23 protein-coding genes and 1 other RNA gene are annotated in these 21,301 nt (G+C 64.1%); 14 read left to right on the forward strand and 10 right to left on the reverse strand.

Going from position 1 to position 21,301, the window contains the following annotated elements:
- Positions 1–5 precede the first annotated feature (5 nt).
- Positions 6–1,049, forward strand: a complete 1,044-nt coding sequence (locus tag XaFJ1_RS09520) for a response regulator (protein WP_012916461.1) — start codon at positions 6–8, stop codon at positions 1,047–1,049.
- A 21-nt stretch (positions 1,050–1,070) separates the two neighbouring features.
- Here the strand turns inward: XaFJ1_RS09520 and rlmKL are convergent, their stop codons facing one another.
- The 5 genes from rlmKL to XaFJ1_RS16190 all read right to left on the reverse strand — a co-directional run bounded on the left by rlmKL (position 1,071) and on the right by XaFJ1_RS16190 (position 5,215).
- The gene (gene rlmKL, locus XaFJ1_RS09525; RefSeq protein ID WP_012916462.1) at positions 1,071–3,251 is read right to left on the reverse strand and encodes a bifunctional 23S rRNA (guanine(2069)-N(7))-methyltransferase RlmK/23S rRNA (guanine(2445)-N(2))-methyltransferase RlmL; all 2,181 of its coding nucleotides are present in this window, start codon (positions 3,249–3,251) and stop codon (positions 1,071–1,073) included.
- Positions 3,252–3,456: 205 nt separating this feature from the next.
- A non-coding RNA gene (locus XaFJ1_RS09530) (sX9 sRNA) lies at positions 3,457–3,533 on the reverse strand.
- Positions 3,534–3,681: 148 nt separating this feature from the next.
- Positions 3,682–4,203 (reverse strand): GNAT family N-acetyltransferase, encoded by a 522-nt coding sequence (locus tag XaFJ1_RS09535; RefSeq protein ID WP_012916463.1) that lies wholly within the window; start codon positions 4,201–4,203, stop codon positions 3,682–3,684.
- Positions 4,200–4,727, reverse strand: a complete 528-nt coding sequence (locus XaFJ1_RS09540; protein ID WP_012916464.1) for a YqiA/YcfP family alpha/beta fold hydrolase — start codon at positions 4,725–4,727, stop codon at positions 4,200–4,202. The genes XaFJ1_RS09535 and XaFJ1_RS09540 overlap by 4 nt, the downstream gene beginning before the upstream one ends.
- Positions 4,724–5,215 carry an MOSC domain-containing protein gene (locus XaFJ1_RS16190; protein WP_012916465.1) on the reverse strand — a complete coding sequence of 164 codons (492 nt, stop codon included), beginning with the start codon at positions 5,213–5,215 and terminating at the stop codon, positions 4,724–4,726. The genes XaFJ1_RS09540 and XaFJ1_RS16190 overlap by 4 nt, the downstream gene beginning before the upstream one ends.
- Before the next feature lie 22 nt (positions 5,216–5,237).
- Between XaFJ1_RS16190 and XaFJ1_RS09550 the strand changes: the two genes are divergently transcribed.
- Positions 5,238–5,816, forward strand: a complete 579-nt coding sequence (locus tag XaFJ1_RS09550) for an N-acetylmuramoyl-L-alanine amidase (protein ID WP_012916466.1) — start codon at positions 5,238–5,240, stop codon at positions 5,814–5,816.
- Between the two features lie 78 nt (positions 5,817–5,894).
- On the opposite strand, the gene XaFJ1_RS09555 is transcribed toward XaFJ1_RS09550, so the two are convergent.
- From XaFJ1_RS09555 to XaFJ1_RS09570, 4 genes are all read right to left on the reverse strand, one after another.
- On the reverse strand, positions 5,895–6,806 hold the full coding sequence (locus tag XaFJ1_RS09555; RefSeq protein WP_155393741.1) for a DUF1684 domain-containing protein: 912 nt from the start codon (positions 6,804–6,806) through the stop codon (positions 5,895–5,897).
- A gap of 103 nt (positions 6,807–6,909) precedes the next feature.
- Positions 6,910–7,791 carry a sulfurtransferase gene (locus XaFJ1_RS09560; RefSeq protein WP_012916468.1) on the reverse strand — a complete coding sequence of 294 codons (882 nt, stop codon included), beginning with the start codon at positions 7,789–7,791 and terminating at the stop codon, positions 6,910–6,912.
- Positions 7,788–8,588 carry a CoA pyrophosphatase gene (locus XaFJ1_RS09565; RefSeq protein ID WP_012916469.1) on the reverse strand — a complete coding sequence of 267 codons (801 nt, stop codon included), beginning with the start codon at positions 8,586–8,588 and terminating at the stop codon, positions 7,788–7,790. Before XaFJ1_RS09565 ends, XaFJ1_RS09560 begins: the two co-directional genes overlap by 4 nt.
- 114 nt (positions 8,589–8,702) lie before the next feature.
- A complete protein-coding gene (locus XaFJ1_RS09570; protein ID WP_012916470.1) occupies positions 8,703–9,404 on the reverse strand; it encodes an FKBP-type peptidyl-prolyl cis-trans isomerase N-terminal domain-containing protein in 702 nt (233 codons plus the stop codon).
- 162 nt (positions 9,405–9,566) lie between these two features.
- On the opposite strand from XaFJ1_RS09570, the gene XaFJ1_RS09575 reads away from it, so the two are divergent.
- The 3 genes from XaFJ1_RS09575 to nth are packed head-to-tail and all read left to right on the forward strand — an operon-like array spanning position 9,567 to position 11,429.
- Positions 9,567–10,349, forward strand: coding sequence for an enoyl-CoA hydratase-related protein (locus tag XaFJ1_RS09575; RefSeq protein ID WP_012916471.1), 783 nt, complete (start codon positions 9,567–9,569; stop codon positions 10,347–10,349).
- Between the two features lie 13 nt (positions 10,350–10,362).
- Positions 10,363–10,743: a hypothetical protein gene (locus XaFJ1_RS09580; protein WP_012916472.1), complete on the forward strand. Its 381-nt coding sequence runs from the start codon at positions 10,363–10,365 to the stop codon at positions 10,741–10,743.
- Positions 10,740–11,429: an endonuclease III gene (nth, locus tag XaFJ1_RS09585; RefSeq protein ID WP_012916473.1), complete on the forward strand. Its 690-nt coding sequence runs from the start codon at positions 10,740–10,742 to the stop codon at positions 11,427–11,429. Before XaFJ1_RS09580 ends, nth begins: the two co-directional genes overlap by 4 nt.
- 107 nt (positions 11,430–11,536) lie before the next feature.
- Here the strand turns inward: nth and XaFJ1_RS09590 are convergent, their stop codons facing one another.
- Positions 11,537–12,787 carry a porin gene (locus XaFJ1_RS09590; RefSeq protein ID WP_045756919.1) on the reverse strand — a complete coding sequence of 417 codons (1,251 nt, stop codon included), beginning with the start codon at positions 12,785–12,787 and terminating at the stop codon, positions 11,537–11,539.
- Between the two features lie 256 nt (positions 12,788–13,043).
- Here XaFJ1_RS09590 and pstS (XaFJ1_RS09595) point away from each other — a divergent pair, with 256 nt between their 5' ends.
- From pstS (XaFJ1_RS09595) to XaFJ1_RS09635, 9 genes are all read left to right on the forward strand, one after another.
- A complete protein-coding gene (pstS, locus tag XaFJ1_RS09595; protein WP_012916475.1) occupies positions 13,044–14,057 on the forward strand; it encodes a phosphate ABC transporter substrate-binding protein PstS in 1,014 nt (337 codons plus the stop codon).
- A 249-nt stretch (positions 14,058–14,306) separates the two neighbouring features.
- Positions 14,307–15,407, forward strand: a complete 1,101-nt coding sequence (pstS, locus tag XaFJ1_RS09600; RefSeq protein ID WP_012916476.1) for a phosphate ABC transporter substrate-binding protein PstS — start codon at positions 14,307–14,309, stop codon at positions 15,405–15,407.
- Between the two features lie 232 nt (positions 15,408–15,639).
- Complete coding sequence (gene pstC, locus XaFJ1_RS09605; RefSeq protein ID WP_012916477.1) at positions 15,640–16,614, forward strand: phosphate ABC transporter permease subunit PstC; 975 nt, start codon at positions 15,640–15,642, stop codon at positions 16,612–16,614.
- A gap of 1 nt (position 16,615) precedes the next feature.
- A complete protein-coding gene (gene pstA, locus XaFJ1_RS09610) occupies positions 16,616–17,485 on the forward strand; it encodes a phosphate ABC transporter permease PstA (RefSeq protein ID WP_012916478.1) in 870 nt (289 codons plus the stop codon).
- 19 nt (positions 17,486–17,504) lie between these two features.
- On the forward strand, positions 17,505–18,332 hold the full coding sequence (gene pstB, locus XaFJ1_RS09615) for a phosphate ABC transporter ATP-binding protein PstB (RefSeq protein WP_045757323.1): 828 nt from the start codon (positions 17,505–17,507) through the stop codon (positions 18,330–18,332).
- A gap of 124 nt (positions 18,333–18,456) precedes the next feature.
- Positions 18,457–19,167, forward strand: coding sequence for a phosphate signaling complex protein PhoU (gene phoU / locus XaFJ1_RS09620; protein WP_012916480.1), 711 nt, complete (start codon positions 18,457–18,459; stop codon positions 19,165–19,167).
- Between the two features lie 180 nt (positions 19,168–19,347).
- Complete coding sequence (locus XaFJ1_RS09625) at positions 19,348–19,689, forward strand: HvfA family oxazolone/thioamide-modified RiPP metallophore (protein ID WP_012916481.1); 342 nt, start codon at positions 19,348–19,350, stop codon at positions 19,687–19,689.
- A gap of 4 nt (positions 19,690–19,693) precedes the next feature.
- Positions 19,694–20,545: an HvfB family MNIO-type RiPP peptide maturase gene (locus XaFJ1_RS09630; RefSeq protein WP_012916482.1), complete on the forward strand. Its 852-nt coding sequence runs from the start codon at positions 19,694–19,696 to the stop codon at positions 20,543–20,545.
- On the forward strand, positions 20,538–21,284 hold the full coding sequence (locus tag XaFJ1_RS09635) for an HvfC family RiPP maturation protein (RefSeq protein WP_012916483.1): 747 nt from the start codon (positions 20,538–20,540) through the stop codon (positions 21,282–21,284). Before XaFJ1_RS09630 ends, XaFJ1_RS09635 begins: the two co-directional genes overlap by 8 nt.
- Positions 21,285–21,301 lie beyond the last annotated feature (17 nt).

Here is a 21,301-nt window from a genome sequence, read left to right on the forward strand (position 1 = left end):
ACCCCATGTTCAAACCAACCCTACTCTGCGTCGACGACGAGGCCAGCAATCTGGCGCTGATCCGCCAGATCTTACGCGAAGACTACACGCTGGTCTTCGCCAAGAACGGCACCGATGCGCTAAGCGGCGTCGCCAAGCATCATCCTGCGTTGATCCTGCTGGACGTCGAACTGCCCGACATGGACGGCTACAGCGTCGCACGCACGCTCAAGCTAGAACCGCGTAGTGCGTCGATCCCGATCATCTTCGTCAGCGCCAAGGACAATGAAACCGACGAAAGCATCGGCTTCGACGCCGGAGGCGTCGATTACATCACAAAACCGTACTCGCCCAGCATCCTGCGCGCGCGCGTGCGCACGCACCTGTCGCTGGTCAGCGACGCCAGCCTGGCCAACAGCCACCGCGACGCGATCAAGATGCTGGGCATGGCCGGCCACTACAGCGATACGGACACCGGCAACCATATCTGGCGAATGGCCGCCTACGCACGGGCGCTGGCACTGGCCGCCGGATGGTCGCGCGAGGATGCCGAGCTACTCGAACAGGCCGCACCGATGCACGACACCGGCAAAATCGGCATTCCCGATGCCGTGCTGAAAAAACCCGGCCCGCTGGATCCCCAGGAATGGGAGGTAATGAAACAACATCCACAGATCGGCTACGACATCCTCAGCCGTAGCAACGCACCGCTGTTCCGGCTCGCCGCCGAGATCGCGCTGTGTCACCACGAACACTGGAACGGCAGCGGCTACCCGGCCGGCCTCTCCGGCGAACATATTCCCGAATCGGCCAGAATCGTCGCGCTCGCCGACGTCTTCGATGCGCTGACCTCACACCGCGCGTACAAGCAACCCTGGTCGCTGGACAAGGTGATGGCCCTGTTCCAAGAACGCTCCGGCAACCAATTCGAGCCGCGTCTGGTGCAGCTATTCGGCACGATCCTGCCGCAGATCATGCAAATCCAGGAGCACTGGAACGAACACAAGCCGGACACCGCCGCCGCTCCGCATCCGCTCGTCGCACCGGTAGCGCTGACTACGCCGTGCTGACACGCGGCCACGCCGCCGGATTCAACGCCGTTGCAGACGCCAGGCGCGGTGAATGCGCGGGTTGCGTTCGAAATCCGGCGCGATGGTTTGCGCGCTGATCTCCTGGCAACTGGCGAATGCGGCCAGCGCATTTTCCTCCAGCTTGAACCGGCGGAAATTGTTAGAAAAGTACAACACGCCCTCCGGCGTGAGCCGCGTTACCGCTGCGCGTAACAACCGCACATGCTCGCGCTGGATGTCGAAATCCTCCGCGCGCGCGGAGTTGGAGAAGGTCGGCGGATCGCAGAAAATCACATCGTAACGGTTCTTCTCCGCCTCCAACCAGGTCAGCGCATCGGCTTGCACAAGACGATGCTGAGCGCCCCCCTTGCCGTTGAATGCCAGGTTGTCGGCACACCACTGCAAGTAGGTGCCGGACAAGTCCACGCTGGTGGTGGAATCGGCCCCGGCCACCGCCGCCTGCACACTGGCCACACCCGTGTAGCAGAACAGATTGAGGAAACGTTTACCGCGCGCCTGCTGTGCCATGGCGCCGCGCAACGGGCGGTGATCCAGGAACAGCCCAGTATCCAGATAATCGAACAGGTTGACCCGCAGCAGCGCATCGTGTTCGCGTACCACCAGGAACTCGCCACGCTGCTCGAAGCGGCCGTACTTGCTACCGCCCTTACCGCGCTCGCGCGTCTTCAGCGCCACTTGCTCGGCCGGCACCGCGAACACCTCGCGCGCGGCGGCCAGCAGTTCGTTGCGACGGCGGCGCACGTCGGCATCGGGAATATTCTCCGGCGCCGCATATTCCTGCACATGCAAGAACGTGCGCGCCTGGCCAGCGTCTTCCTGGTACACATCGATCGCCGCCGCGTACTCGGGCAGATCCGCGTCGTATGCGCGAAAACAACCGACCTGCTCGCGCATGCGCCAATTTTTGAACTTGCGCAGGTTCTTGCGCAGACGGTTCGCCACCATCTGCGCCCCATCGCTGAGCGCGTGCGACGCCTCGGCACTTGCACGCGGCGCGACCGCGATTGGATCGCAAACGATCAACGGGCACTCCAGCGCACCGTTGAACATCTGGTATTTTTTTGCCGCACGCAGGCCGGTGGCATAGGCCAGATCCGCATTGCCGCACAGCACACTGGCACGCCACTGCGGCACCGCCCGCTTCAACGCCTCGCCCAGGCGCCGATACAGCGCGGCATCGGCAACCAGGCGTTCGTCGTAGGGCGGATTGCAAACCACAGCGCCCAGCGCCGACACAGGCGCACGCAAATCGGCGACGTCGCGCACCTCGAACGTGATTGCCACGGCGACTCCAGCCGCCTGCGCGTTCTCGCGCGCGGCACGAATCGCGTGTGGATCGATATCGCCACCGTACAGCACCGGACGCAGTGCAGCACGGCCGGCGGCCTCGCGCTGTCGCGCCTCCGCCAGTAATTCGTCCCATGCCGTCAGGTCGAAGCCAAGCCAGCGACTCGGCGCGGCACTGGACGCCGTGGGCACCGCATCGCCGCGGCGCGCAGCGGTCAACGCAACACGCAACAGGCCCGGAGCGACATCGGCAGCCATCAGCGCCCCTTCGATCAGCAACGTACCGCTACCGCACATCGGATCGAGTAAACAGCCACCCTGCGCATACAACGCCGGCCATTGTCCACGCAACAACAACGCCGCAGCCAGATTCTCTTTCAGCGGCGCCTCATTCTGCGCCTGGCGCCAGCCGCGCCGGTGCAGCGAGCCGCCGCCCAGGTCCACCGACACGGTGGCGCGCCCCTTGCGCAGCGACAGGTTCAAACGCAGATCCGGATGCTCCACATCCACCGACGGACGTTCCAAACCGGCATTGCGCAGCGTGTCCACCACCGCGTCCTTGACCCGTTGCGCCGCATAGCGCGCATGGGTGATTCCGGCACCGGACACATGCGCGTCCACGGCCAAGGTGTGCTCGGGCGTTAGGTGCTCGCACCATGGCACGACGGCCACGCCGGCGTACAGCGCCGCCTCGTCGGGACACTCGAAGGCGTGCAGCGGCCACAGCACACGACTGGCCAAACGCGACCAAAGTACTGCGCGCTGCGCATCGCGCAACGTGCCCTCGACATTGACCCCGGATACGGTGGCCGTCGCCTGCGCTACACCAAACGCAAGCAGTTCATCGACAAGCAGGTATTCCAGACCCTTGGCGCAGGAGACGAAAAATTTCACGGCAATGCGGACCACAGCGGACAGAAGAAGGGCGCGACCGGCGTCGCGCCGCCCTGCGCATGACAACGCCGCCGGTAACGGCCGAGCACAGCGGACGGACGAGGCGGCAATGGTCGGCCATCGCGCCGCGTATTACCAGCCCGATCGAAAAGCACCGCACTCCCTGGAGCAGATGTCAGCATGCGCTGAAGTTCGCCTTAAGAGTGGCTAACGAAACCTCGCCAGTCGCTGTCGGGTGGAGGCGGACAGCGCGCAGGAACCGAAGTGTACAGGGGGGCGCATGAGGATTCCGAACACTGCCCGGCCTGTCCGGCGGCAACGCAGTCCTTTTGTTAGCCAATCTAAAGTGCAGCCGCTGCGGCATCGACAGCATGCAGCGGCCAATCCTCTCTTGCATCGTTCAGAACGAGACTACGCGCCCACGCAATGCTCAGACATCGACTGCAAACGCCGGGTGATACGCCACCTCGGCCACCGGCAACAGACGGTCGCCGAAGCACAGCGCCTGGAAGCCCTCCACTGGCACGCCCGGCAGGATCAACCCCGGCTCCTGACGGAAACCGAAGCGCGCGTAGAACGCTGGTTCGCCCAGCACCACGCAACCAGCCGCGCCCAGGGCCTGCAACTGTGCCAGCGCCTCGCGCACCAGTCGCGTACCCAAGCCCTGTCGCTGATGCCCCGGCCCCACCGACAGCGGCCCTAGCGCGTACCAACCGCGACTACTATCGGACAGAGTCACCGGGGACGCCGCGATGTGGCCGACGATGTAGCCCTCGTGTTCGATCACCAACGATACGGTCAGCGCGGCGTCCGCACGCAGGCGTTCGATGACCCGCTGCTCATCGTGGCGGCTGTGCGCGACACGAAAGAACGCGACCAGGGTCAGCGCCTCGATTGCCGCCGTATCGGCCGCGCGCTCGGCTCGCAGCAACAGCTCTGGCGTATCGCTCACAGACCCGCCAGCAATTCGGCGAATGCCTGCGCCGCAGTATCAACGTGATCGTTCAAACGATGCGTGTCGTCGACCAGTAGCAGCCGGGCCGCGCGTGCTTTTGCCCAGCCGATGACCTCGGCGGCGGGAATCAATTCATCGCGCCAGGCATGCACGATCGAGATCGGCACCGCTGCCGCATCCAGCGGCGGCAACGGCCCCATCCGCGTCGGCGGCACCATCAGGAACAGCGCACGCACCGGCACCTGCAACGACACCTGCGCGGCGATATAAGCGCCGAGGCTTGAACCAGCCAGCACCAACGGCCCGCGCTGCGCCGCATGCTGGGCCCGCTCGAGCAGACGCCGCAGCCGCGCCGGCACATCGCCGAGTTGGCTGACCTCGCGGCGCGCATCCAGATCGGTGTAATCCGGGCGCTCGTGGCTCCAGCCCATGCGCTGTGCGACCTCGACCAGCGCACTCGCCTTGGCCGCCTGGGGCCCACTCTCGAAACCATGCGACACGATGCAGTGACCGCGACTCACAGCGCCACCACCGCATCGCCCACGCGCAAGGTGCCGCCATGGACGATCCGCGCACACAGGCCGCCATGACCGCGCATCGCGTTGTAGCCGCCCGCGCCCAATGCCTGCTCCATGCGCGAGCACGGATCGCATGGCGCGATGCCTTCCAGTTCGACCTCGCCGATGCGGAAACGGCATCCTTTCAGTGCAATCAACGCAATGCCGGAGACCACCAGATTGCGCCGCAGCGTCGCTGGCGCAACCTCGGCCTGCCCGGCCAGCGCAGCGATCACCGGCAGATGTTCGGCCTGGATGAGGGTCACGCCACGCTTGCCGTTGCGCCCGGCATAGCGGTCGCCGGACAGGCCGGCCGCCGCTTGTGCAACGACCTCGTTCACCGCGCGCATCGGCACGTCACGCGCCGGACGCAAGCCAATCCACTCCACGCGTCCGGCATGCGGGAAGGTGGACAACAGGGCCGCCAGCGGGCTTTCGGAATTCAGACTCATCGGCGAATGCTAGCATCCGCGCATGCCGCAAATCCCACCACCGTCCATCCACGATACACCCCTGCCCTATGTCGAGCGACTGGAAGCGCGTGCGCTGGACGCCATCGAACTGGCGGTGATCCACTGCACCGAACTGCCGGACCTGGCCAGCGCGCGGGCCTACGGCGAACGCGTGCTGTATCCCTCGGGCACCGGCAATAGCGGCCATTTCTACATCGACCGCGACGGCAGCGTGTATCGCTACGTGCCGCTACAACGCGTCGCCCATCACGTGCGCGGCTACAACCGGCAATCGCTTGGCATCGAACTGGTCAACCGCGGACGCTACCCGCACTGGCTGGACTCGCGCCACCAGGCGATGGAAGACCCCTATCCATTGGCGCAGATCCAGGCGCTGATCGCACTTATGCGGCAACTGCAAGCGGAGCTGCCGCAGTTGCGCCGCATCGCCGGACACGAAACGCTGGACCTGAGCCTGGAACCAGCCAGCGACGACCCGCGTTTGCAGGTTCGACGCAAGCGCGATCCCGGGCCGCTCTTCCCGTGGACGCAAGTTCTGGCGGCGGTGGCATTGACACCGTATGCACCGTCTGTGCAATGACCGGCAAGCGCGGCCTGCACGCTCGAATGACGATGCGCGGCCAGCCGCTCCGAGACAACGCTCGGCCACCAGCGTGTATCAACGTGGGCCCATATAGTTCTTCTCGCCAGCGGTCACCGCCAGATCCATAAGATTTCCGAACGGCGCCAGGGGACACACCAAATGCGGCGTGAACGCGCAAGGCGGATTTTGCGCCAGATTGAAATCCAACACGATGTGACGACCCTGCGGCAATTCGACGAATAGATAGCGCGCCCCGCCGTAGCTCTCGCGGCCGCTGGTGCGATCGGAGAATGGAAAGAACAGACGTTTATCGCTCTCATCGCGCAAAGCCTGCAAGCGATAACGATGCCCCTGCAACACGAACTCGGCGCTACCGGCCAAGACCAACGGCTCCGGAGTTCCAATCGAGGTGAGCAACACGACCGCACGCGGCGTCGGCTGCGGATGCCATTCAGCGACCACGCGCCAATGCACATCGATCGGGAAGTAATCGATACCCGGAAACGCGTAGCGCGCGGCGGCATGCGGATCGCGGAAACGCCAACCGAACAGATTGCCGGTACGTACCACATAGAATTCCTGGCCCCCCAGGTCAAGGCGGGTTTCCGTATCGTGCGCCGCATCGGTGTTCAGACGTCCGGCAACGAACGGGCGCCCCCCCACACGAACCGCCACACCATCCTCCGCCTCGAAATACACCCCGTCCTGCGGGTCCACCCTCAGCATGCCAAGATGCGCCGGACCGCCCGGCAACTGCACATCGTTGTCGGCCGCATTGCCAACACGGTGTACGCCATCGCTCAGGCGACCGGAGCCGATATAACTGAGCCAGCCGGAGGACGCACGCAACAACGCCACACGTTGCGTTCGACGTTGCTGCACCAACGCCCGGTAATCCGCGACCGCCTGCGCGTGAGGCGAGGCGTCAGCACCGATTGCACCGGACATGTCCGCTCCTCCACCGCAGGCCACCAGCGCCGACATCATGACTAGCGCATATGCTTCACGCCAACGCATTGTTTCGTCCCACTCTCGCCTTCTCCCTTGTCCTGTTGACCGCAACCGCGCTAGCGCCTCGTCGCCACCCGTGCTATCGGCTGGCGCACGGCCGTGCCGGATCGGCAATCCAGCCGCTCCAGGAACCGGCATACACCCGCGCACCTTGCAAACCAGCATGTTCCAACGCCAATAGCAGATGGCAGGCGGTCACGCCGGAACCGCACATCACCACCACCTCACGCGGATCGCGCCCGCACAACAGCGGCTCGAGTTCCGCACGCAATTCGTGCGCCGCACGCAGGCGCCCATCGCGCAGATTCTCGCCGAGCGGTCGATTGACCGCACCAGGGACGTGCCCGGCCACGCCATCGATCGGCTCGACCTCGCCACGAAAGCGCTCGCCGGCGCGCGCATCCAGCAACCAGCCCGGGGCTTCATGCAGCCGCGCAAGCACCTCATCGGCCGCGACGATACGGCTGACATCGAAACGCTGCGGATACGGCGCGAGCGGCGACGGCGATACAACCGCATCCGTCTCCGGCAAGCCCAGCCGGCGCCATTCGGCGAGTCCGCCATCGAGCACGGCAACGCGACGGTGACCCAGCAGACCCAGCATCCACCACAGCCGCGCGGCCGCCATGCTGCCGTCGGCCGCGTCGTAGACCACCACCTGAGTGTGCGGTGCAATGCCCCACCGCCCCAAGGTGCGCGCGAACACCGCATCCTCCGGCAGCGGATGCCGGCCCAGGCCGGGGCGGCGTAGATCGGAAAGATCGGTATTGAGATCGGCGTAAACCGCGCCGGGCAGATGCGCTTGCGCATAAGCCTGGCGCATCACGTCCGCGGCACTCGGATCGAGCAACGCCGCCGGCGCAAAACGCGCATCGACGATGCGCAGGTCGGGGTGATCGAGCGCGGCGGCCAACGCCGGCGCGGCCACCAGGTGCTGCCATTCGGGCAACGGTGAATTCATGCAGTTTGCTCCAGTCGTCGACGCAAATTGAGCAGGATCGCCGCCGTCGCGCCCCAAATCCGCTGCTCGGGCCAAACATATTCCAGCACAACTCTCGACTGCCCACGGTCATCGATCTCGATGCCGCGTAGGTTTTCCGGCGCCATCAGGTAAACCAGCGGCACTTCGAACACCTCCGCCACCTCGTCCGGATGCGGCTGCGGCACGAACGCCGGGTCGATCGCCGCGACGACCGGCATCACCCGGAAACCGCTGATGGTGAGGAACGGATCCAGATAACCCAACGGTTCGACCTGACTGGCCGCCAGTGCGATCTCCTCATGACTTTCACGGATTGCCGCCGCCACCGCATCGGCGTCGCCGGGGTCGATACGACCACCGGGAAAACTGACCTGTCCACCGTGGTGGCGCAGACTGTCGGTGCGCCGGGTGAGTAGCACCCGGGTGCCATCGGCGCGCGGCACCAGCCCGACCAGCACCGCAGCCTCCACCGACGACTCGGCGGGCAGCAGATTCTGCAACTCATGCTGATTCCAACCCGGCCCGAGCGGTGGACGTTGCAGCGGATGCAGCGCGCACTGCAGTTGGGCGCATTCGGCCAGACGCTGCGCCGGCGACGGGGACCAACCGCGTGCAGGCAATACATCGAACATGTAACGGCGGCGTTCGGCGTCGCTCATGTCGCGCCAGCGCGCGATCTCCTCGCCGCTGCGCAGGCAGCCCACGCAATAACCGCCTGCATCGAGGCAACACAGACCGATACACGGCGTGAGCACGGCATGGGAGACAGGATCCATCGGATTGGACACCTTACAGCCTAGCGCGATTCACCACGCCGCCGCCGTTTGCCCGACAAAAAAATTGCGCCGGCATCACTGCCGGCGCAATCATCTTACACTGAAGCGTCGCGCTTACTTGACGCTGACCAGCTTGATTTCGAACTGCACGGCCACGTTCGGCGGGAACGGGGTACGCGGATCGGCACCGTAGGCCTTATCCGGCGGCAAGGTCACTTCCCACTTGGAACCAACCGGCATCTGCAGCAGCGTCTCGCGCATGGCCTGCATCTCGACTTCGCTGACCTTGATCGCCGGAATCTGCTGCGGCGGACGCGCCTGCGGCGGACGCTGACCGAATGGATACGGACCAGACACTTCCAGCTGCACGGTGCTGGCCTGGGTCGGCTTGGCCCCCTTGCCGGCTTCGATCACGCGGTACTGCACGCCGCTCGGCAGCGATTGCACACCCGTCTTGGCCTTGTTCTCGGCCATGAACTTTTCGCTCTTGGCCTTGTTCTCGGCGGCGGCCTTCTCATAGTCGCGCTTGGCCTGCTCGGCACGGGCCTTCTCGCGACCCTGGAACGCTTCGACGGCCGGCTTCAACTGATCGGCGGTGACCGCCGGTTGCTTCTTGGCGTAGGCATCCTGCAAGCCCTTCACCACCGCATTGATATCCAGCTGCTCGCCACGGCCGGACAGTTCGGCAAGATTGTTGCCGTAGTCGTAACCGAAGTAATAGCTCAGCTTGCCCTTTTCGGACGAGGTGTCCTGGGCGAACGCATTGCCGCTCAGGGCCAGGGCCGCGACAGCGACCGCAATAGAACGCAACTTCATCAAACAATTCTCCAGGGTGGTGGCACAGGACGGCCAATGCCGCCTGAGATGACGCGTTAGGATAGCTGCCGCGGCGCATAACCGCCACCGGCGACGCTGTATCAGACAGAAGCAGACGGCGCGGAGTTCCCTCTAACAATTTCTTTACAACCAGGAATGAGAATGTCAGGCACACCAGTCCTCGCCGATACCCAGGGGGCGATCCGCATCCTCACCGTCAACCGGGCCGACAAGCTCAACGCATTGAATCGGCAGATATTACTCGCGCTGGATACAGCCTTCGCCACAGCAGAGGACGACCCGCAGATCCGCGTGGTGGTGCTGACAGGGGCTGGCGAAAAAGCCTTCGTGGCCGGTGCAGACATCGCCGAAATGAACGTATTGACACCGATGCAGGGCCGCGATTTCTCGCAACTGGGCCAACGCCTCATGCGCCGCATCGAACGCCTGTCCAAGCCAGTACTGGCGATGGTCAACGGCTTTGCGCTCGGCGGTGGGCTGGAACTGGCGATGGCCTGCCATCTGCGGTTGGCCGCCGACAGCGCCCGGCTAGGCCAACCGGAAATCAACCTCGGGCTCATCCCCGGATTCGGCGGCACCCAGCGCCTGCTGCGGCTGGCCGGTCGCGCCGCGGCGTTGGAACTGTGCCTACTCGGTGCGCCGATCGACGCGGCACGCGCCCTGCAACTGGGCCTGGTCAACCGCGTGGTGGCCGCCGCCGAGCTGCGCCAGACGACCTTGCAAATGGCGCAACAACTGGCCAACGCAGCACCCCTGGCCTTGCGCGGCATTCTCGATGCGATCCAGGTCGGCGGCGAAACCGCGATCGAGCAAGGACTGGAGTATGAGACCGCGCAATTCGGCCTGCTGTTTTCCAGCGCGGACATGCGCGAAGGCACCCAGGCGTTCCTGGAACGACGCGCGCCGCAGTTTCAAAACCGTTGAGCACCCCTGCCCGATGCCACACGCCTGCGCCCCTTCTACCGCTACCGCCCCGCCACTACAGCTGCTGCGCTGGATTCTCGACGACAACCTCGATGCCGCAATCGAGGGTGGTCTGATGGACTATGTCGGCGACGATCCCGACCACGACGCCCTGGATCCTGCGCACCCACAGTTACGCGCGCAGTTGTTGGATGCACAGCAGCGGTTGCGCATCGCCTGGGCCGCACGCGCGCGCTACCGTGCGCGTACCGCGCGCTTGGCACTGCGCGCGCAAGCACGCCAGGCCCGCCGTGTCGCACCGGCAAGCGCCGCCACGGCCACCCCACCACTTCCCGCAGCCGCAGCGGCGATCCTGGCCCGCGCAAAAGCCAAAGCCACACGGAGCCCGTCATGAGTGCGAGTACGAGCACCCGCAGCGCGCGAGGCGGACGCACGCTGCGCAAGGAGGAAATCCACGAGATGTTCTCGCGCCTGGCCGCGCTCAATCCAACGCCGACCACGGAATTGCAGTACAGCACCCCGTTCGAATTACTGATCGCGGTGATTCTGTCGGCGCAGGCCACCGATGTCGGCGTCAACAAGGCTACCCGCCGGTTGTACCCGGTCGCGAACACGCCGGCCACGATCCTGGCGCTGGGCGAGGAAGGACTGAAGCGCTACATCTCCACCATCGGTCTGTTCAACGCCAAGGCCAAGAATGTCATCGCCACCTGCCGCATCCTGGTCGAGCAATACGGGGAGCAGGTGCCGCGCGAACGCGATGCGCTGGAAGCCCTGCCCGGGGTCGGCCGCAAGACCGCCAACGTGGTGCTCAATACCACCTTCGGCGAGCCGACCATGGCCGTGGACACGCATATTTTCCGCGTTGCCAACCGCACTGGGCTTGCGCCGGGCAAGGATGTGCGTGCGGTCGAGGATGCCCTGCTCAAGCGGGTGCCGGCGCAATTCCTCTATGACGCCCACCATTGGCTGATCCTGCATGGCCGCTATGTGTGCAAGGCGCGCAAACCGGACTGTCCGCAATGCGTGATCCGCGACCTGTGTCGGTTCAAGGACAAGACACCGGCAGCCGAGCGCTGAAACGATCCCGTAGCACGATGACGTAGCGCGCCCGCATCCACAAACGAAGAAGGCGGCGCAAATGCGCCGCCTTCCGGTCGAACGGACAAACATCGGTGATCGGCGAATCAGAACGACATGTCGCCCCAGATGCCGAATTCCTTGGTCTTCACATCGATCTTGCTGATATCTTGCTGGCGCGTGTACTTGTAGACCGTCGCCAGCTTCAGGTTCTTCAGCACCGGGAACTCGACGCCGACGTTCCAGTACTTGTCGTAGAGCGAAGGGTCCAAGGTCTTGCTCAGATCGACCCTGTCGTAACGCCCGAACAAGCTGATGCCGTTGTCGCCCAACGCGATGCTGCCCCACGTCGACCAGCCCGAGATCTTGTCGGTGGCAACGGTCAACACATTATTGAGATTCTTGGCCACGAAATATTCGCCACCCAGGCGGAATCTCGAATCCGCGTAGGCCACCAACGCGTTGGCACGGTTGTAAGTGTGGTGAGCCTCGAGGATATCGGTTTCCTTACCCAACTTGCCCGAGTAGGCACCCAGCGCAATGGCCAGGTTCGGAATCGGCGTATAGGCGACGCGGCCTTCCACGTCCATCCCCTTGCTGCGCGCAAGGGTCTTGTAGCCAGCACCGTTGACCACCGAGAACGCATAGTTGACCTGCGTGCCGAGGTCACCGAAGGCGTGCAGACCCCAGTCGGAGGAGTTGGCAGTCTTCATCCGGTCGTTCAAGGTGTTTTCGACGTAACGGTAGCCGTAGTACTTATCGATCAACGGCAGCCACGGCATATCGGCCGCACCGATACGCAGACCGAAAGCGTCGTCGAACTTGCCCTGCACATACGCCTTCTTGACAAACAGTTCGGTGCTGGAGATCGCCGAGCTGTACTGGAAATCGGTGGTCAGGTTGGCCGACCAGATGTCGTTGAAGGAGTGGTCGACAGTCAGATAAAACCGCTTGACGTCCAGACCGACACCGCTGGCGGCGGTCTTGGCACCGCTGCTGGTCCTGTCGACGTCGCTCAGATCGAAGAACATCCGCCCACCGATCTTGGTGTTGTCGACCAACTTGGCGAGCTTGTCGACCTTGCTGGCACTGGCCTGCGCCGCCTCGGTGGCCTGAGCCTGGGTGACATTCACTTCCGATTGGGCATCGGACTGCGCCTGCAACGCTTGCGATTGCGTCTGTAACTGCTGAACCTGGGTCTGCAGTGCTTCGATCTGGGCCTGCAGTTGCTGCAACTGGGCTGCGGACACTGCGGGAGGGCTGGTCTTGGTCTTGGTCTTGGCCGCAGCGAACGCCTGCGGTGCCGACATCAGACCTAGACTGACAAGGATCGCCGAAGCGAGTAGATGAGAACGCATTTGAGGATGTCTCCAGATGGGTGGTTGGACAACGATGTGATATGGCGGGGGCAAGCAACAGTCTGACCAGTTGTAAAGATTCCGTCAAATTCATTGCGCTTTTAAGTCAAATCCATGTCGAAAAAAAGTTAAACGCCATGCCGACCTGTCACCAAGATGAAACATTTCCTTCTTCAGGCTTTCATAAAAAAGCCTTGAAATTCCACTGAATGTCGGCAGGGGTGCCGATATCTCACCCTTCTCAGGAGTTCTCCCGATGCGTTCCCTCAAGCTCCGACTGCTGGCAGCCGCCGCGGTCGTTTCGTTTTCGCTGGCGGCGCAAGCCACTGATGTCACTGGCGCAGGCTCCAGCTTCGTCTATCCGGTGCTGTCGAAGTGGTCGGCGGCCTATGCCGAGAAAAGCGGCAACCGCATCAATTATCAGTCCATTGGTTCCGGCGGCGGTATCGCCCAGATCGAGGCCGCGACGGTGGATTTCGGCGCGTCCGACAAACCGCTCAGTGCTGCGGAGCTGAGTAAGTTCGGCCTGGGTCAGTTCCCAGTCGTGATCGGCGGCATCGTCCCAGTGGTGAACGTGACCGGCGTGGCGCCTGGCGCGATGAAGTTGGACGGCACCGTGCTGGCCCACATCTTCCTGGGCAAGATCGCCAAGTGGAACGACCCGGCGATCGCCGCGCTCAATCCGGGCCTCGCCCTGCCGGACATGAAGATCACCATCGTGCATCGCTCCGACGGTTCGGGCACCAGCTTCAATTTCACCAACTACTTGTCCAAGGTCAGCCCGGAGTGGAAGAGCAAGGTCGGCGAAGGCACGGCGGTGCAGTGGCCAGCCGGCATCGGCGGTAAGGGCAACGAGGGCGTGGCCGCTTACGTCAAGCAAATCCGTGGTGGCATCGGCTATGTCGAGTATGCCTATGCACTGCAGAACAAACTCAGCTACACCGGCATGAAGAATGCCGCCGGCCGTTTCGTCATACCGGATGACAAGGCTTTCTCCGCTGCGGCCGCGACCGCCGACTGGAAGTCCGCAAAGGACTTCAACCTGATCATGACCAACGCGCCGGGTCAGGACGCATGGCCGATCACCGCCACAACTTGGGCGATCATGTACAAAAAAGCCAAGAAGCCAGCCTCTTCCAAGGCGGCCCTGGAGTTCTTCAAGTGGTCCTTCGAGCAGGGCCAGGCGCAGGCCAAAGCGTTGGACTACGTGCCGCTACCGGAGCCGCTTGTCCAGCAGATCGAAGCCTATTGGGCGCAGAACCTGAAGTAACCGGGCGCACCGCAGGCGCCGTCGCAACATACGACGGCGCCTGCGACACCCACCGACGCGGGCCGTAAGGTCCGCGTTTTCGTCTTCGCTCAACCTCCATGCGGCAGGGCGTGGGCATCCGCTTCGCGCGGGTAGAACCAGCTCCCAACCCCGCAAACGAATGTGCAAGTCACGACTTTGTAACAAAATTATCATTTCATAGCGCGCGTCTGCCGGACGCACCGGCGCTCTTCGCTAAGGAGTGAGTCGATGAAACTGCAGCAGGCGCGTGTTGCCGTCCTGTCCTCGGCGCTGATCTTTGCCATTTCTGCCTGCCAGCCCGGCAATGGCGGCACATCGCAAGGTGCAGCCGATCGCGCTGGCGGCACGCCCACCGCCGCTCCAGCTGCTGGTGCCAGGAACGCCGCGGAAATCTCCGGCGCCGGCGCGTCTTTCATCTACCCACTGTTGTCAAGATGGTCGGCCGACTACAACGCGGCCACCGGCAACAAGATCAACTATCAGTCGATCGGCTCTGGCGGCGGTATCGCCCAGATCAAGGCTAGGTCCGTGGATTTCGGTTCTTCGGACAAGCCGCTGACCAACGCAGAACTGGCCGCCGCTGGCCTCGGCCAATTCCCATCGGCGATCGGCGGTGTGGTGCCGGTGGTCAATCTGGAGGGCATGGAAGCGGGCAAGTTGAAACTGACCGGCGCGCTGCTGGCCGACATTTTTCTCGGCAAGATCACCACATGGAATGCCCCGGCGATCACCGCGCTGAACCCCGGCGTGCGCCTGCCCAACGGCAAGATCAACCTGATTCACCGCTCCGACGGTTCGGGCACCAGCTTCAACTTTACTAATTATCTGTCCAAGATCAGCCAGGAGTGGAAGAGCAAAGTCGGCGAAGGCACTTCGGTGCAGTGGCCAGGCGGCATTGGTGGCAAAGGCAACGAAGGAGTGGCCTCGTATGTTCAACAGATCAAGGGAGCGATCGGCTACGTTGAACTGGCCTACGCGCTACAAAACAAAATGCCCTATGTTTCGTTGCAGAACGCCGCTGGCAACTGGGTGCAGCCCAATGCGGAGAGCTTCACTGCAGCGGCAGCTGCGGCGGACTGGTCCAGCGCCAAGGACTTCAACCTGGTCATCACCAACTCCACCGCCGCGCAAGCGTGGCCGATCACCGGCACCAATTTCATGCTGATACCCAAGCAGGCCAAGGACCCAGCGCGCAGCAAGGCGACCCTGGAGTTCTTCAAATGGGCGTTCGAAAAGGGGCAGCCGCAAGCCGAGTCACTGCACTACGTGCCGCTGCCTCCGGCACTGGTACAACAGATCGAAGCATACTGGAACGAGGAATTCAAATAGGCGCCGAACTGCCATACGGCGCGGTCACGCTACGACACGTTCGATGCGGCGCCCGCTCCAACCAACCACGTCTGTATATTACAAGTCCCCCGACGCCGTCTGCGCACATTGTGATCTGGACTTTCCTGTTCCGATCAGCGCAGCAACCGACTCAGCCACCCGCCGCGCGCGACGCCCCCCGCCGCAGCCACCATCGGGACGTGCGCAAGCGCGTCCCGGCGAGTTTCGAGCCATGAACGCCCCTGCCATTCCCGACACAATGACGGTGCCCCGCAAACGCGATCTGCGTGACGCCCGCGCAGACCGATTGTTCCGCTGGATCCTGACCGCCACCGTCGTATTCGTCCTCGTTGCCCTGGCAAGCGCAGCACTGTCGATGCTGTGGGGTGGCCGCCAGGCGCTGCAACTACAAGGGCTGAGTTTCTTCTATTCCAGCGAGTGGAATCCGGTCGAGAACAAGTACGGCGCGCTGGCGCCGATCTACGGCACCCTGGTGACCGCACTGATCGCGATGCTGATCGCGGTGCCGGTGAGTTTCGGCATCGCCTTCTTCCTCACCGAAGTGGCACCACGCTGGCTGCGCGGCCCGATCGGAACCGCGATCGAACTGCTGGCCGGCATCCCCTCGATCATCTACGGCATGTGGGGCCTGTTCGTGCTGGTACCGGTGATGACCGACTACGTCACGCCCTGGCTCAACGATCACCTCGGCACACTGCCGCTGATCGGGCCGATCTTCCAGGGACCGCCACTGGGCATCGGTCTGCTCACCGCCGGTATCGTCCTGGCGATCATGGTGATCCCATTCATTTCTTCGGTCATGCGCGAGGTGTTCCTGACCGTGCCGACCCGGCTCAAGGAATCGGCCTACGCGCTCGGCTCCACCCGCTGGGAAGTAAGTTGGGATATCGTGCTGCCCTACACCCGTTCGGCGGTGATCGGTGGCATCTTCCTTGGCCTGGGACGCGCGCTCGGCGAAACAATGGCGGTGGCCTTCGTGGTCGGCAACACGGTGCGACTATCGCCATCGCTGCTGGAACCCGGCACCACGATCGCCGCACTGATCGCCAACGATTTCGGCGAAGCCACCGACACCTACCGCTCCGCGCTGCTGCTGTTGGGCTTCGTGTTGTTCATCGTGACCTTCATCGTGCTGGCGATCGCCCGCCTGATGCTGGCGCAGCTAGCGCGCAGGGAGGGCAACTGAAATGGCCGCCGACCTCGCGCACCGCCTGTACCAGCGCCGCCGCATGATCAACGCGGTGGCGGTCACGGTGTCCTGCCTGACCGCACTGTTCGGGCTGGCATTCCTGGCATGGATCCTGTGGACGCTCGTGGGTAAGGGCATCTCGGGCATCAATTTCGATCTGTTCACCCGCATGACCCCGCCGCCTGGCGAGGAAGCAGGCGGCTTGGCCAACGCGTTCTTCGGTAGCGCGGTGATGTGCGCCCTGGCCCTGCTGATCGGCACCCCGATCGGTGTGGCTGCCGGCACCTGGTTGGCCGAGTACGGCAATGCGCGCAAGACCGGCCAGGTGGTGCGCTTCGTCAACGACATCCTGCTGTCGGCGCCCTCGATCGTGCTCGGGCTGTTCGTCTACACCTTGTACGTGATGCAAACCGGTGGCCGCTTCTCGGCGATGGCCGGCGCGCTGTCGCTGGCTTTCATCGTGCTGCCGGTGGTCGTGCGCACCACAGACGAAATGCTGCGGCTGGTGCCGGCGCAGATGCGCGAAGCGGCGCTGTCGCTGGGCATCCCGCAATGGAAGGTCATCATGCAGGTGCTGTATCGAAGCGCCTCGGCCGGCATCGTCACCGGCATACTGTTGGCGCTGGCGCGGATCAGCGGCGAAACCGCGCCACTGCTGTTCACCGCTTTCGGCAACCAGTACTGGAACAACAACATCATGCAGCCGATGGCCAGCGTCCCGGTGGTGATGAACTCCTTCGCCGGCAGTCCGTATCCGAGCTGGCAGTTGCTGGCTTGGTCCGGCGCACTGGTACTCACCGTGTTCGTGTTGCTGGTCAGCCTCGGCGCGCGCGCCCTGCTCCTGCGCAAAAAGATTTCCAACGATTGATCCCCCTATGGAACAGGCCATGAACGATCACCACAACGCCGCACCGATGCACCGCATCGCCATGCCCACCGGGCACACCGCGCTGGCGCCCTCACCGGTCAAGATCGCCGCGCGCGGCCTGGACTTCTACTACGACAAGTACCACGCGCTGAAGGGCATCAACCTACAGGTGCCGGAGAAGCGCGTCACCGCGTTGATCGGCCCATCGGGCTGCGGTAAATCCACCCTGCTACGCGTTTTCAACCGCATCTACGCGTTGTATCCGAAGCTAGAAGCGCGCGGCGAAGTGCTGCTGGACGGCGAGAACATCCTCTCGCCGAAGTATCCGATGAACCGCCTGCGCGGCAAGGTCGGCATGGTGTTCCAGAAGCCGGTGCCGTTCCCGATGACCATTTTCGAGAACGTCGCCTACGGCATTCGCCACCACGAAACACTGTCCAAGGCGGAAATGGCCGAACGGGTGGAACATGCACTGCGCCAAGGCGCGCTGTGGGACGAGGTCAAGGACAAACTCGGGCAGAGCGCACTGGGCCTGTCGGGCGGCCAGCAACAGCGCCTGTGTATCGCCCGCGCGGTGGCGTTGCGCCCGGATGTGCTGCTGCTCGACGAACCCACCTCGGCGTTGGACCCGATCTCCACCAGCCGCATCGAGCAGCTGGTCGAAGAACTCAAGACCGACTACACCATTCTCATCGTCACCCACAACATGCAGCAGGCTGCGCGCGTGTCCGACTACACTGCCTTCATGTACCTGGGCGACTTGATCGAACACGACCGTACCGAAACCATCTTCTCGCAACCCAGCAAACAGCAAACCGAAGACTACATCACCGGCCGCTTCGGCTGAGTGCCGACGACGGCAGCCCTCTCGCCGCGACACCTCCTCCGCGCAGACAGCACCGCCACCGACGCCAGCCCCGCAACGCCTGCAATGACAGCGGCGAAACCACCGGATCAAACGGACCTACGCCATGAATACTCAGCCCAACGAGCACATCGTGAAGAGCTACAACGAAGAACAGCATCGCCTCACCACAGAAATCGTGCGCATGGGCGAAACCGCGGTGGCGCAGTTGGAAGCGGCACTGGATGTGGTCGAACGCCGCGACGACAACGCCGCGCTACGCATCGTCGTCAACGACGAGGCGATCGACGCGCTGGAGCAATCCATCAGCCACGACGTGATGCGTCTGGCGCTGCGCGGACCAATGGCGCGCGACCTGCGCGAGATCCTCGCCGGCCTGCGCATTCCCTCCGACATCGAACGCATTGGCGACTACGCCGCCAATGTCGCCAAGCGCTCGATCGCATTGAACATGTCCCCGCCGATGCCGCAGACCCTGGGCCTGCGTCAACTCGGCAAACTCGCCGCGCAACAGGTAAGGGCGGCGTTGGTCGCCTACCAGAACAACGACGCCGACATGGCACTGCATGTGCGTCAGGACGATGCGCAACTGGACGCACAGTACACCGCGCTGTTTCGCGAGCTACTGACCTACATGATGGAGGATCCGCGCAACATCACCCCATGCACCCATTTGCTGTTCATGGCCAAGAACCTGGAACGGATCGGCGACCACGCCACCAACATCGCCGAGAACGTGTGGTTCCTGGTGCATGGCGACCAACCGCTGCCGCGACGCGACAAACGCGACGAAACCAGCTCCACCAGCAGTATCTGAACGGATCCGCCCGGCTGCGGCATGCGCCGGAGCCACGACCGTGGGCACTTTTGGCTGCGTTCGCAGCGGAGTTTTTCGTGGCGCACACGCCGCCGCATGCAACCTCGCCCGGCAGCGAGTAGGCTTGGCACAGCACCGGCACGCGACGCCGGCGCCCATCCCTTCGCCAGGAGTCTGCGCATGTCCCGATCACCACGCCCATTCCCTGCCCTCGCCGGTGCGGCCCTGCTCGGCGGACTGAGCCTGTCCGCCTCTGCTCTGACGATGACCGATCTCCCCCAGGGCTACGCACTCGCTGCCCAACCGAGCACGCCACCGCAAACAGAAGACACGGCGACACCACCAACCGCTACGCCAACGCCACCCGCCACGCACGCCAAGGACACCGTCAAGGCGACCGAAGGCAAGTGCGGTGCGCACGCCGACAGCAAACAGAAAGCAAGCCACGCCACCAACAAGCACAACGGCAAGGCCATGACCGAAGGCAAATGCGGCGAGGGCAAATGCGGTGGCGGCGGCTGAAGCCATGTCGCGGCCCCTGGCCGCGGCCAGCGCCGGACTCGGGCTGCGCCGTGGCCTGTTGCCGGACCTGCTCCACGTACCCACGGATGCCTTCGATTTTCTCGAATGCGCGCCCGATAACTGGATCGGCGTCGGCGGCCGCCCCGGCGAGATGCTGGAGACGCTGAGCGCGCGCCATCCGCTCAGCTGCCATGGTCTGTCGCTGTCGCTCGGCGGCATCGCCCCCCTGGACGCGGTGCTGTTGCGACAGACCCGCCAATTTCTGGACCGGCACCGGGTCGCGCTGTATAGCGAACACCTCAGCTACAGCGCCGACGACGGCCAACTCTACGAACTGCTGCCGCTCCCCTTCACCGACGAAGCCGTGCGTCATGTGGCCGCGCGCATCGTCCAGGCACAGGACGCGCTCGGTCGACGCATCGCCGTGGAGAACGTCTCCTACTATGCCGCGCCAGGGCAGGCGCTGAGCGAAGCCGCATTCGTCAACGCAGTGCTGAGCGAAGCCGACTGCGACCTGCTGCTGGACGTCAACAACGTCCAGGTCAACGCTCACAACCACGATTACGACGCCCAGGCCTTCCTCGCCGCCATGCCCAGCGCGCGAATCGCCTCGTACCACGTCGCCGGACATCGCGACGATGCCGCCAGCGGCCTGAAGATCGACACCCATGCCGCAGCGGTCACCGACCCTGTCTGGCATCTGCTGGCCGCCGCCTATCGTCTGCACGGCGTGCGCCCGACCCTGCTGGAGCGCGACGGCCAGTTCCCGCCGCTGACGGATCTACTGAGCGAAATCCAGCGCATTCGCGATCTACAGCAACACGCACTCCCCTCGCGGCGCAGCGCACATGGGTGAGACGTTGCGCGCCCAGCAACTCGCACTGACCCTGCACCTGCGCGATCCTCAGCGACACGCGCCACCGGCGGACATCGAACCGCACCGCCTGGCGGTCTACCGCGCGCTGTTCTTCGACAACCTCGCGCAGCTACTGAGCGCGCAGTTCCCGGTACTGCACGCGACCCTCGGCGCAACCGACTGGGATGTACTGCTACGGGCGTTCTGTGCCGAACATCGCGCGCGCACCCCACTGTTCCCGCGCCTGGGTGGCGAACTGGTGCGGTTCCTGGAACAGCGCGCGGCGGATCCACACCGGCCCTGGCTGGCGGAGTTGGCCCACTACGAGACTGTCGAACTGGACGTCCAAATCGACGACAGCGCACTGCCGCCGCACGATCCACACGGCGACCTGCTCGATGGCGTGCCGCAACTCTCGCCCTGGCTGCGCCTGCTGCGCTACCGCTGGCCGGTGCAGCGCATCGGCCCGGCGTGGCAACCCGACACGGCACCGCCCGCACCGACCTGCTTGCTGGCGCGACGCCAAGCCGACGGTCAAGTCCGCTTCGCCGAACTGGCGCCGCTCACTTATGCGGTACTGAGCGCGCTGCAAGCCGGTACGCGCAGCGGACGCGCACTGCTGCTGGAACTGGCCGGCGCGCACGACCACGACCCGGTCACCTTGCTGCGTGATGGTGCCGCCCTGCTCGAGCGCCTGCGTGCGCAGGGCAGCGTGCTCGGTACTCGCCTGCCACACTGACATACGCTGAGCCACAC

The sequence above is a fragment of the Xanthomonas albilineans genome, from assembly GCF_009931595.1.
Taxonomy (GTDB): domain Bacteria; phylum Pseudomonadota; class Gammaproteobacteria; order Xanthomonadales; family Xanthomonadaceae; genus Xanthomonas_A; species Xanthomonas_A albilineans.

Coding starts and splice junctions, on each gene's coding strand:
- XaFJ1_RS09520 (WP_012916461.1), top strand. CDS start 6: ATGTTCAAACCAACCCTACTCTGCGTCGACGACGAGGCCAGCAATCTG.
- XaFJ1_RS16190 (WP_012916465.1), bottom strand. CDS start 5,215: ATGAGTCTGAATTCCGAAAGCCCGCTGGCGGCCCTGTTGTCCACCTTC.
- XaFJ1_RS09550 (WP_012916466.1), top strand. CDS start 5,238: ATGCCGCAAATCCCACCACCGTCCATCCACGATACACCCCTGCCCTAT.
- XaFJ1_RS09555 (WP_155393741.1), bottom strand. CDS start 6,806: ATGATGTCGGCGCTGGTGGCCTGCGGTGGAGGAGCGGACATGTCCGGT.
- XaFJ1_RS09560 (WP_012916468.1), bottom strand. CDS start 7,791: ATGAATTCACCGTTGCCCGAATGGCAGCACCTGGTGGCCGCGCCGGCG.
- XaFJ1_RS09565 (WP_012916469.1), bottom strand. CDS start 8,588: ATGGATCCTGTCTCCCATGCCGTGCTCACGCCGTGTATCGGTCTGTGT.
- XaFJ1_RS09570 (WP_012916470.1), bottom strand. CDS start 9,404: ATGAAGTTGCGTTCTATTGCGGTCGCTGTCGCGGCCCTGGCCCTGAGC.
- XaFJ1_RS09575 (WP_012916471.1), top strand. CDS start 9,567: ATGTCAGGCACACCAGTCCTCGCCGATACCCAGGGGGCGATCCGCATC.
- XaFJ1_RS09580 (WP_012916472.1), top strand. CDS start 10,363: ATGCCACACGCCTGCGCCCCTTCTACCGCTACCGCCCCGCCACTACAG.
- nth (WP_012916473.1), top strand. CDS start 10,740: ATGAGTGCGAGTACGAGCACCCGCAGCGCGCGAGGCGGACGCACGCTG.
- XaFJ1_RS09590 (WP_045756919.1), bottom strand. CDS start 12,787: ATGCGTTCTCATCTACTCGCTTCGGCGATCCTTGTCAGTCTAGGTCTG.
- pstS (WP_012916475.1), top strand. CDS start 13,044: ATGCGTTCCCTCAAGCTCCGACTGCTGGCAGCCGCCGCGGTCGTTTCG.
- pstS (WP_012916476.1), top strand. CDS start 14,307: ATGAAACTGCAGCAGGCGCGTGTTGCCGTCCTGTCCTCGGCGCTGATC.
- pstC (WP_012916477.1), top strand. CDS start 15,640: ATGAACGCCCCTGCCATTCCCGACACAATGACGGTGCCCCGCAAACGC.
- pstA (WP_012916478.1), top strand. CDS start 16,616: ATGGCCGCCGACCTCGCGCACCGCCTGTACCAGCGCCGCCGCATGATC.
- pstB (WP_045757323.1), top strand. CDS start 17,505: ATGAACGATCACCACAACGCCGCACCGATGCACCGCATCGCCATGCCC.
- phoU (WP_012916480.1), top strand. CDS start 18,457: ATGAATACTCAGCCCAACGAGCACATCGTGAAGAGCTACAACGAAGAA.
- XaFJ1_RS09625 (WP_012916481.1), top strand. CDS start 19,348: ATGTCCCGATCACCACGCCCATTCCCTGCCCTCGCCGGTGCGGCCCTG.
- XaFJ1_RS09630 (WP_012916482.1), top strand. CDS start 19,694: ATGTCGCGGCCCCTGGCCGCGGCCAGCGCCGGACTCGGGCTGCGCCGT.
- XaFJ1_RS09635 (WP_012916483.1), top strand. CDS start 20,538: ATGGGTGAGACGTTGCGCGCCCAGCAACTCGCACTGACCCTGCACCTG.